8 protein-coding genes and 2 pseudogenes are annotated in these 9,060 nt (G+C 40.1%); 3 read left to right on the top strand and 7 right to left on the bottom strand.

Features of this window, described 5'->3' with window-relative positions; genetic code table 11:
- Positions 1 to 188 precede the first annotated feature (188 nt).
- The 7 genes and pseudogenes from ACTVDO_RS16985 to ACTVDO_RS16955 form a co-directional block, all read right to left on the bottom strand.
- Positions 189 to 356 (bottom strand): annotated as a pseudogene (locus ACTVDO_RS16985) (antibiotic biosynthesis monooxygenase family protein); the annotation flags it as partial.
- Positions 344 to 868, bottom strand: a pseudogene (locus ACTVDO_RS16980) (transposase family protein); the annotation flags it as partial. The pseudogenes ACTVDO_RS16980 and ACTVDO_RS16985, both read right to left, overlap by 13 nt.
- Positions 869 to 1,229: 361 nt before the next feature.
- Entirely contained in the window at positions 1,230 to 2,078 is an 849-nt protein-coding gene (locus ACTVDO_RS16975; protein ID WP_020961350.1) for a sugar phosphate isomerase/epimerase family protein, read from the bottom strand.
- A 33-nt stretch (positions 2,079 to 2,111) separates the two neighbouring features.
- Entirely contained in the window at positions 2,112 to 2,756 is a 645-nt protein-coding gene (locus ACTVDO_RS16970) for an SDR family oxidoreductase (RefSeq protein WP_020961349.1), read from the bottom strand.
- 62 nt (positions 2,757 to 2,818) lie between these two features.
- Positions 2,819 to 3,763: an LLM class oxidoreductase gene (locus ACTVDO_RS16965; RefSeq protein ID WP_020961348.1), complete on the bottom strand. Its 945-nt coding sequence runs from the start codon at positions 3,761 to 3,763 to the stop codon at positions 2,819 to 2,821.
- 233 nt (positions 3,764 to 3,996) lie between these two features.
- The gene (gene mnmA / locus ACTVDO_RS16960) at positions 3,997 to 5,109 is read right to left on the bottom strand and encodes a tRNA 2-thiouridine(34) synthase MnmA (RefSeq protein WP_020961347.1); all 1,113 of its coding nucleotides are present in this window, start codon (positions 5,107 to 5,109) and stop codon (positions 3,997 to 3,999) included.
- Positions 5,110 to 5,222: 113 nt separating this feature from the next.
- On the bottom strand, positions 5,223 to 5,633 hold the full coding sequence (locus tag ACTVDO_RS16955) for an RrF2 family transcriptional regulator (RefSeq protein ID WP_020961346.1): 411 nt from the start codon (positions 5,631 to 5,633) through the stop codon (positions 5,223 to 5,225).
- 211 nt (positions 5,634 to 5,844) lie between these two features.
- Here ACTVDO_RS16955 and ACTVDO_RS16950 point away from each other — a divergent pair, with 211 nt between their 5' ends.
- The 3 genes from ACTVDO_RS16950 to ACTVDO_RS16940 all read left to right on the top strand — a co-directional run.
- Positions 5,845 to 6,723: an IS982 family transposase gene (locus ACTVDO_RS16950; RefSeq protein WP_328269288.1), complete on the top strand. Its 879-nt coding sequence runs from the start codon at positions 5,845 to 5,847 to the stop codon at positions 6,721 to 6,723.
- Positions 6,724 to 7,698: 975 nt separating this feature from the next.
- Positions 7,699 to 8,514: a hypothetical protein gene (locus ACTVDO_RS16945; protein ID WP_442901925.1), complete on the top strand. Its 816-nt coding sequence runs from the start codon at positions 7,699 to 7,701 to the stop codon at positions 8,512 to 8,514.
- A 233-nt stretch (positions 8,515 to 8,747) separates the two neighbouring features.
- Positions 8,748 to 9,060 (top strand): DUF4277 domain-containing protein (locus ACTVDO_RS16940; protein ID WP_442901924.1); only part of this gene is annotated, 313 nt, incomplete at its 3' end.

Raw genomic sequence — 9,060 nt, 5'->3', positions numbered from 1 at the left:
GCACCCTAGGTCTGTAAGATATCCACAAAACTGAAAAAGGATGTAAGGGATTTTGTCGAAAAATATTTTTTCGGCACCCCTGAGAGGCCGAAAAGCCTTGATATATCAACATTTCTAGAGGGAGGAAGGCGCATTCCTCCCCCACTTGCTCATTTCATTCGTTGAAGTGGGGGTCTCCTGCGTTAAAACAATGAATTCCAATAAGAAACAGTAATTCCTAGTCCAGATTCATCCCGAACACTTTCTGCCCCCAGAAAACCTGGTTGCTGGGAAGTTAACTCTACCATTTTTTCTGCCATTTGACCGTAACCGTTATCACCTTCAGTACGTTCTGAAGTGAAAATGACTGCATAAATACGGTTTCATACTGATGTCCCTTTTTTACCGCGATTTCATCTAAGCTAAGCACCATCCCTTCCTGAAAAGATGCCTCCGTTGCTGTTTGGCGCTCTTTTGCTTTTTTCGATGCGATGGAGTAATAAATGCGTTCCAATGTCGTATATGGGATGCGGTGCTTTCGGCTAACCTCTTGAATGGTGGAGCCTTCGCAAAGTTCATGCAAGTACTCACAAAATCGATTGGTGTAGTGTTGATTGGGTGGAATCGATTCCAAAGAGGCGGAAAACACTTGGGAACAATTCCAGCACCGATAGCGCTTTACCTTTACGAACAAGTACACCGGTTGATGGAAAATCGCCAAATCCCGTACTTTTCTTGTCCGTCTGTCGTGGACAGAGGAAGTGGCAAACCCACAATGAGGGCAACGTTCCTGTGTCTCTGTTTTCTCTACATGAATCGCATAACCATAGGAAAGAAGTTCTTGTTTAATCACTTTAAATTCTGGCAATCCTAGTGATATAGAAAGCACTTACGAGACCTCCCTAATGTTTATTTCACCGCTAACATTATTGCCAGGATCTCGTCAGTGCTTTCTCTTTTTTGCCACTAAATCACAAAATTGGGTGATGAACCTAAAATTTATCATTAGAAGCATGATTGGAGCTTCAATTCGATGAAGCTGATATCTGTTATGCATCCCTTATTTATCTCATCTTTATCCAACTATAACGAAAAACGAATATAAACAAAATACGGCAAGAGTCCGGTGGAATGCCGAACTCTTGCCGCATAAGGTTCACTCTTTTATACGTATCTATTTGACAGGTATTATTATTTAGCCAACCTGTATCCTTTAAACGAGTCAATCAAAGGAGCGGATGAAGGAATGATTATGGAGTTAATCTTAAATCCGCCCAATGCGGGTGTGCCTCAAGTCTACGTTCCATATCACGGAACGCTTTGAGTGAACGGCTTAGCTTACTGTAAGCGTCGCCTCCTTCACTCCAACCTTGGTAACCAATCATTCCATTATACCCCATCTTTTTTAACTGCCCAAGTAACGCAAAATTATCTAACTCCCCGGAGTCCAAAGGCTCGATTGTCGCCACTCCCCCAAAACCGTGAGGATCTCGGCGGCTGCCAGAAATGTTTACTTGTTTTAAGTAAGGGGATACCGCTCTAAGCGTACCTAATAGGTTTGTTCCATCGACTGCGTACCAATGGTAGCCGCAAAATACAATGCCGAGATTAGGATGATTGAGACGCTTGCAAAGTCTTACTGCATCTTCATGGCGTTCAACCCAGAATGATAAGTGTGTGTAAAGTAAGATATTAATGTTTCTTCGTTCCGCAATCTTCAGTGCTTTTTCCAGCCACTTCACAGCGATGTCGTCCCCTTTAGGGTCTGAAGGGCGTATATGATGTCCGACAGATTGAATCGCCAGCTCGACCGTGGAGCATCCTTCCATGATCTCCAGCATTTTTAAAATACCCGTATTTCTTGGATGGTCCTCACCTAATGAAAGGTCTAACACAACGTACACGCCAGCGACATCCAGTCCATATTTCTCCTTAACGTTTTTCAGCTTCTCTACATCTCTCCACCGTTCTCCGTGCCAGACGGATAAATGGGTCGCATCATACCCGATCTCTTTTAGCATTTCACACCGAGCTTCAAAGCTATAAATGCCCATGGAGTTATAAAAAGCAAAATCCATTGCATAAAATTTGTAAGCCATGTTTCTAAATTCTCCCTTCGGATGAATGCTTCATTACAGTGATTTCAATGCTTCAGCAATCTCTGTATCCCCCGACATTAAATCGAATGCTTTTTTATACGTATTTGGTTCATCAAGAGATTGAACGATTGTTCTTGCTACATCTTCACGTGGAATGCTCCCGACATTTAAGTTTTCTGCTACAGCAACCAACCCTGTGCCTTTTTCATTAAGAAGATATCCAGGACGAATAATCGTATAATTTAAACCACTATTCATTAACATACGGTCAGCATAATGTTTGGCGACATAATAAGGTTTGAGGTTTTCTGGCCAGTTCTCACGGTTGTGGGCCTGGAATGAGCTCACCATGACAAATCGTTTAATTCCGACTTTTTCTGCAGCTTCCATCGCTTTTACGGCACCGTCTAAATCGACAAGCAATGTCTTATCCGCCCCTGTGTGTCCACCTGAACCGGCGGAGAATACGATCGCGTCACAGCCTTTGGCTGCTTCGGCAATTTCATCGACAGTACCTTCAAGATCAGCGAGCACCGCTTCAATTCCTTTTTTCTGAAAAGCCGCCAATTGCTCTTGTTTTCGAACCATCGCACGAACGGTGTGCCGCTCATGCGCATGAAGCATGCTCACCACTTGTTGGCCTACTTTTCCGTTGGCGCCAATGACCAAAACTTTCATACGCATCCTCCCTTTCTTATATTTACGTCTTTAAAGGTTATCAACCAAATGGATTGTCCTCATCATGATAAAGCCGGAAAGTGTGGAAGCACAAATTCACCTAATTCTTCGATCACTTCTTCTACTGGGCGTTGGCCATATTTTAAGTTGATGATGACATGGTTCACACCTGCATCTCGCAAAGCTTCAAGAAATTCGATAAGGAAAACGCGGCCCGTACGGAATCCAAGATGAATCGGTATTGGTACATGATATGGGTCTTCCGCCAAATCAACATAAAGCGATTGGGTAAATGGCTTAAATTCCTCTGTTAACGAACGCCAATTCTCGATTAATGCTCTTTGAAATTTGAGTGCACGTGGATAGTAAATCCAGCCATCACTATGTTCAGCAATCCATTCAGGAGACTGTCCACTGTGACCTGTCACCATTACTGGTATGTCTGACAATTTCGGTTTTGGCAAAAGATCTCCATTTGTCATATGCACTCGTAAAGAGTCAATGACAGGAAAATGCTCTTTCCATGCTTTTTTCATGACACCAATTGCTTCTCGGAATAATTCGCTCCGATCTTCTGGATTCACAGAAAAAGCTGGAAACTCGATTGGACGGTCACCTGTTGCGACACCGAGAATAAGTCTTTCACCAGATAATCTGTCTACAGAAGCCGCCGCTTTTGCGACATGAAGAGGATGGCGCAATGTTAAAATAATACTTCCCGTTCCCAAGGCAATCTTTTCTGTGTTGGCAGCAACATACCCTAAATACGTAAACGGGTCATATATTTGCCCGACATCCCCGAAATTAGGATCGCGCAACGGTACATCTCTCACAAATAATGAAGCGAAATTGAGTTCTTCTGCTCGTTTGGCTAACTTCATTTGCTTTTCTATATTCATCTCAGGGACATCGCCCATATACGATTCAATCGGAAAGAACAATCCTAAAGTTAGTTTGTTTTCTTGATACATGCGTGAATACCCTTTGTGATTTTTAAATTTTTCCATTTCACATCTACCTTCCAATTATTTTTTAATTTTTTTAATTTCGTTGTATCTAGAAAAACGTTCCATCAAAACATAAAATATCTTAAAGATGATTCAGTATGATGTTTTGTAGTTACTCTTTGTATGATAGCCGATAAAATTCCCCGAGATTTATTCCTTATCACAGCACTTATTATTCCTGACAAGATAGCGTGCATACAGGGTGTCATTCTATAGTCAAATAGTGTATTGTTTTAAGATGCCGCAGTGGCAGTTGAAGCATCCATTTTTATCACTTCGTCAATAATCGCACTGCCAAGACAAACCTCATCGTCATAAAATACCGCTACTTGTCCCGGAGTAACGGCTTTGACTGGTTTTTCGAATTCCACAAAAGCCGTTCCATTCGGACGAATATGAACGGTTACCTTCTGATCTTCTTGACGGTATCTAAATTTAGCTGTACATGCAAATGTGCGTGGACGAACATCCCCATTAATAAAGCTAATGTTAGATGCAATAAGACCGGTAGAAAACAGAGCAGGATGATTCTTTCCTTGAGCGACGAGTAAAACGTTGTTTTCTAAATCTTTATCGACGACATACCAAGGTTCACCTGTTCCTTTTCCACCGATTCCAAGTCCTTTTCGTTGGCCAATCGTGTAGTACATCAACCCATCATGAGTACCTAGCACTTCTCCATCTAGAGAGCGAATTTCTCCGGGCTGTGCCGGTAAAAAATTCTTTAAAAATCTTTTAAAATTTCTTTCCCCAATAAAACAGATTCCTGTACTATCTTTTTTATTGGCGGTAACAAGGTTCAATTCTTGTGCGATTTTTCGCACTTCATCTTTCGTTAATTCTCCAAGAGGAAACAGGACTTTTGACAAATGTTCTGCTGTTAATTGGCTAAGAAAATACGTTTGATCTTTATTGGGATCTTTTCCACGCAATAAGGTGATTTGGCCATTTTCTCTGTTGACTCTTGCATAATGACCTGTCGCGATATAATCAGCATCCAGTGAAAGTGCATAATCAACGAACGCTTTAAACTTAATTTCTGTATTGCATAAAACGTCTGGATTAGGTGTTCTCCCTCGCTTCAGCTCATCCATAAAGTACGTAAATACACGATCCCAATATTCTTTTTCAAAGTTCACGCTATAGTAAGGAATCCCAAGTTGATTGGCAACTCTTTTAACATCTTCGTAATCTTCCGTTGCTGTACATACACCATCATCATTGGTATCATCCCAATTTTTCATAAATACACCGATTACTTCATACCCTTCTTGTTTTAGAAGGTAAGCGGCCACAGAAGAATCAACTCCACCAGACATTCCGACGACAACTCGTTTTTTCTTCAACCTTATTCACCCTCTTAAACTGAAATGTTTTTTGTTACAGTTATGTTCAAAAAAAATTTATGACGCACAACTAACACAAAGTATTGGTTGTACTTTTATTTCAGGTATGAAAACTAACTATTATTAATTTCATCAATGATATCTTTGATCGTTACACCTTTTAAATAGTTTAAAAAGTGTTGTTCCGCATTGTGACAAACGCGAATGAGTATATCTGACAGGTTTCTGCCTATTGGGCAATTCTCATTGGAATCAGGACATTTCGGTACAAGCGTTTCCTCACTAGTGATTTTAAATATTTTGTCTAACGTAATATGTTCAGGTGGATCGTTTAAAGAAAATCCGCCTTTTGCCCCTTCTTTAGAAGTAATAATATTTTCTTTCCTTAATATGCTCAAAATTTTCCTTAATCTTGCTGGGTGGACAGAAACACTTTGGGCAATGTCTTCACTGGTCACTCGTTGGCTTTGCTTTTGGGCCAGGTAAGCGACGCAGTGAACGGCAATCGAAAAATCGCTATTCATAATGAACCTTCCTCCTAACTGTAATAATAATGATTACAGTTGATATTGTCAATTGCAAATAATTTCTAAAGTCCTTCAGTTTCGAGTGTTGGTAAATCATTATATATACCCGTGGTGCTAGATAAAATCAGACAAGCATAAAAAATAGCCCTTGCTTGGCGAATCTCCTGTAGAATGAAAGTGCGACCTACCATTCGAAAGGAGAATCCCCATGCAAGAGCACTTTCATTTTACTACAGATCGTGTCAAACTTCAAAAACAATATGCATCGATTTTGCTTTTTGTATCGGCTCAACTATCGAGTATCCAGATTCCTCTTCAACGTCGAAATCGTCATTTGTTGAAACAGAAAGACGAAGTCATCATCACCATCCATGTCCTTGGAAAGTTGTTGGGCTTCACTTCCGAACGGGCTTGGCATCGGTTTGTGATTGGGAATTTGTTTCCCAAGGACTTGTTCCCTGAGCGTTCTCGGTACAACCGTCGCTGCCGAGCGCTTAGCTTTGCGATCAAGTGGATTCGGCACCAGCTGGCCAAGCGTGGGCAACACCATGCGTATGCGGTCGTGGACAGCTTGCCGATCGAGCTGTGTCATTCAGCTCGAATGCATCGCGTCAAACGATTCCGTGGAATTGCCGATATTGGCTATTGTGCTTCCAAAAGGATCACTTTCTATGGGTGGAAACTTCACCTGCAGGTCACCGACCAAGGGCTTCCGATGGGATATGTTGTCACCGAAGCGTCTTGTCACGACCGGGTGGCCGCTGAAACCGTTATGACGCAAATTCCACATCCGTATAACCTCGGTGACAAAGGGTATATCAGCCAAAAGCTGCAAAAGAAGCTGTACGAAGAGCACCGAGTCGCTTTTTGGACGCCCGTTCGAAAAAATCAGCGAATCCGCCAATCGGACGCATGGAAACAGTGGATGAAGCGAAAACGTAAAGTGGTGGAAACCGTGTTTTCGATTTTAGTCGATTCGTATCGGATCACCGAGATTCGAGCGAACTCGGTTTCTGGATTTGAAACGGCACTGGATGGTATTTTACTGGCTTACTCGCTTGTTGTTCTTGGGCTAGTTGAGCGTTAAGACTCAACTAGCACCACGGGTATATATATATAATTGGTAATGTATACGATTTTCAGTAGAAAGGAGGAAAAACATGCGAGTAAAAGTGATCAAGAAGTCTAGGAAAAAACCAGCTAAAGCAACTTGCTATGATTGGTAAGTTAAACCTCCATGGCTACGCCTACATAAAGGTGCTAGCCATGGGGGGCTTTTACTTGCATGTGTACTCAATGTATATTTATTCTAGGGATGAAATTTTTGGGGAATTTGTCATTCAATCTCTCGATCGATTTATGATTATATTTAAAGAGTATTTACCTAAGAATGTCGAACTCCCTCCAAATGTTCAAGTTGACATACTTCGAATCTACTTTGAAAGGGATTGCTCGTTTTCTTTCTTTTTTTTCTTAGAAGTCGTTAAGTATACTTATCAGATTCATATGTATGACATAGTAAGGTCTATTTTAGAAACGATGGTTAGTTATTTTAGAGATTTTAATTATGGAATATTAGTAAAATTCGAGGATGGTTATGAGCTATATGTTTCGGAAGATGGGGAGGACGCATCTGTCTTTTTTTTCAATCACATACTAGAGTATGAAGAATTCAAAAAAACACAAGAAGTGGAAAGAGTGTATTATGAGATATGGTAAGGAAATCCAATTTATTGCTTTACTATACTTATTTTTAATTTTGCTATCTGGTATTCTTTACTCCTACACGATAACTAGAATTGTATCTATTTCCCACATATCCCCTTTTTGGGTTATAATTATAAACTCGATTATTAGCATGTTCATTTTTATTGACTTTTCTTATATAAAGAAAATTTCAACTTTACATTCTCGGCTTATTAGTGCAGTGACAAGCTTTCTTTTATTGATACTATTTTTTCTGTGAAAATAATGAATCCATGAGCGGTTATTTTCATGCTTGGGTGGCGAGTAAAAGCTTACTCATGGATGTTTTTTATCGTTTTTTCTAAAAGATCAAGGAATGATCTTATTAGCTGTATACGCCATTTCCGTTTTCTCTTCTTCGTATGTTGGAAGAAGTTTGGAAAGAAAAATATTCGAAGAGGAGAAACGCTTATTTGGTGGCATGGTGAAAATTAGTATAATTGGGAATTTAGCAAAACTTATAGGATTTGGAGTAGGGGACCTCATTTTCAGTATCCCTTTAAGTATATACATTTTCTTATCATTCATTTTGTTTTTAGTTATGGCAAGTGTAAATGTTGAACATGGTTTTTCATATAGCAAGGCTTCTATGGCCGGTAAAACGAAAGTAAATAGTTTATTTTTGTTACTATTTGTTGGGCTCATATCATCGATTCCCATTCTATGGATACCGTCTTTAGTAGAAAGATTTAATGAGGCAGGCATGATCAAGTTATCTTTTATTCCATTTGTATTGCCGGGAATAATGAACATTTTATTTCTGAGATATCTGAAGGATAGGATTTGGAGTAAGTATATTCCTCTCTTTTACTTTATATTAACTGTGTTTTTCATGGTGATATATTATGTTGATGTCTCCCTTATTTTTCAAGTTATAGTACTGAGTACTATTATCACTCTAGGCGTGAGCATAAATGTTTATATAAATACGATTTTTCTTCAGAAAAATAAAACAAGGGACAAGAGGGAGCTAATGCAATTAATTAATGTTGTTACATCCGTCTCTACTTTATTATTTAGTTTTTTCGCCATGTACACTTTCCTTACTGTTCATCTGATGTTATTAATAAACGCTACGTTAAGTTTGTTTATTTTTGTATTTTTTGCGCGAATAAGGGGAGAAGATGAATGAAAATAGGATTATGTTACAGAGATTCTATTCACGAGGAATTTATTGATGAATTAATTAAATACGTAGATTTTCTCGAGCTCATGCCCGATATAACTGGATATAAGGAGACTAAAAGGTTATTTAAACTATGTAACTCACATTTCGCACCCTCTCGACCAAAATCGGGAGGATTTTTTCATCCCGGTGTCGAATAGGTCCTTGACACACAAGGAATGCAAAGGAGTTTTTCCATCATGGACGTTCGAATTCGGGCGATTTATGAAAGTTCCTATTTGAATATAATAAGTACCATTTTCAAAGATCTTGGCCTTCCTCAGCTGATGGACCGGCTGGTTCCGGTGGATCCTCAATGCCAAACCCGAGCCAGTGATGTGGTCGGGCTGCTTCTCTTGGATATCTTGAGCGGCCGGCAAGCCCTAGTTCATTTGGAACGGTGGGCGCATGACATCGACTTGCCCAAGCTGATCCGGCCAGGATTGGATCCGTCTTGGTTCAACGACGATGCCATTGCTCGCCATTTGGACCGGCTGTATGAGGCCAATATCC

It is taken from the genome of Geobacillus sp. BK01 (assembly GCF_052220245.1).
Taxonomy (GTDB): Bacteria; Bacillota; Bacilli; order Bacillales; family Anoxybacillaceae; genus Geobacillus.
The sequence above is the reverse complement of the archived record's forward strand: the minus strand, read 5'-3'. Positions and strand labels throughout refer to the sequence as shown.

Excerpts from the sequence above, each read along its gene's own strand:
- ACTVDO_RS16975 (WP_020961350.1), bottom strand. The coding sequence starts at position 2,078 with ATGGCTTACAAATTTTATGCAATGGATTTTGCTTTTTATAACTCCATG.
- ACTVDO_RS16970 (WP_020961349.1), bottom strand. The coding sequence starts at position 2,756 with ATGAAAGTTTTGGTCATTGGCGCCAACGGAAAAGTAGGCCAACAAGTG.
- ACTVDO_RS16965 (WP_020961348.1), bottom strand. The coding sequence starts at position 3,763 with ATGGAAAAATTTAAAAATCACAAAGGGTATTCACGCATGTATCAAGAA.
- ACTVDO_RS16955 (WP_020961346.1), bottom strand. The coding sequence starts at position 5,633 with ATGAATAGCGATTTTTCGATTGCCGTTCACTGCGTCGCTTACCTGGCC.
- ACTVDO_RS16950 (WP_328269288.1), top strand. The coding sequence starts at position 5,845 with ATGCAAGAGCACTTTCATTTTACTACAGATCGTGTCAAACTTCAAAAA.
- ACTVDO_RS16945 (WP_442901925.1), top strand. The coding sequence starts at position 7,699 with ATGATCTTATTAGCTGTATACGCCATTTCCGTTTTCTCTTCTTCGTAT.